The organism is Pseudomonas sp. SIMBA_067 (genome assembly GCF_046534675.1).
Taxonomy (GTDB): domain Bacteria; phylum Pseudomonadota; class Gammaproteobacteria; order Pseudomonadales; family Pseudomonadaceae; genus Aquipseudomonas; species Aquipseudomonas putida.
In genome coordinates this window covers 1-285 of sequence record NZ_JAWRYH010000266.1, presented here as the reverse complement: position 1 = coordinate 285, position 285 = coordinate 1, and the positions used below count along the sequence as shown (strand labels likewise).

Sequence of the window (285 nt, the reverse complement as noted above, 5' to 3'; positions counted from 1 at the left end):
GACGAACAACCCCAGACGCTTCCTTCTGATGAGCTTAATCGTGCGCGGCTGGCGTGGGCGATGGACTTTGCTGACTGGCCGCAACTGACCGGGGCGCTGACCGCACATATGACCAATGTGCGCCGGGTGTTTAATGAATTGATTGGCGACGATGAAAGTGAAACTCAGGAAGAGTCGCTGTCGGAACAGTGGCGTGAGCTGTGGCAGGATGCGTTGCAGGAAGATGACACTACGCCAGTGCTGGCGCATCTTAGCGAGGATGATCGCAAACAGGTGCTAACGCTG

At 56.5% G+C, this 285-nt stretch carries 1 protein-coding gene; it reads left to right on the top strand.

Translation table 11 applies throughout. The annotated features are described in order from the left end of the window. On the top strand, window positions 1–285 hold a 285-nt coding region (locus tag SB765_RS29030), incomplete at both ends, for a hypothetical protein (protein WP_410932404.1).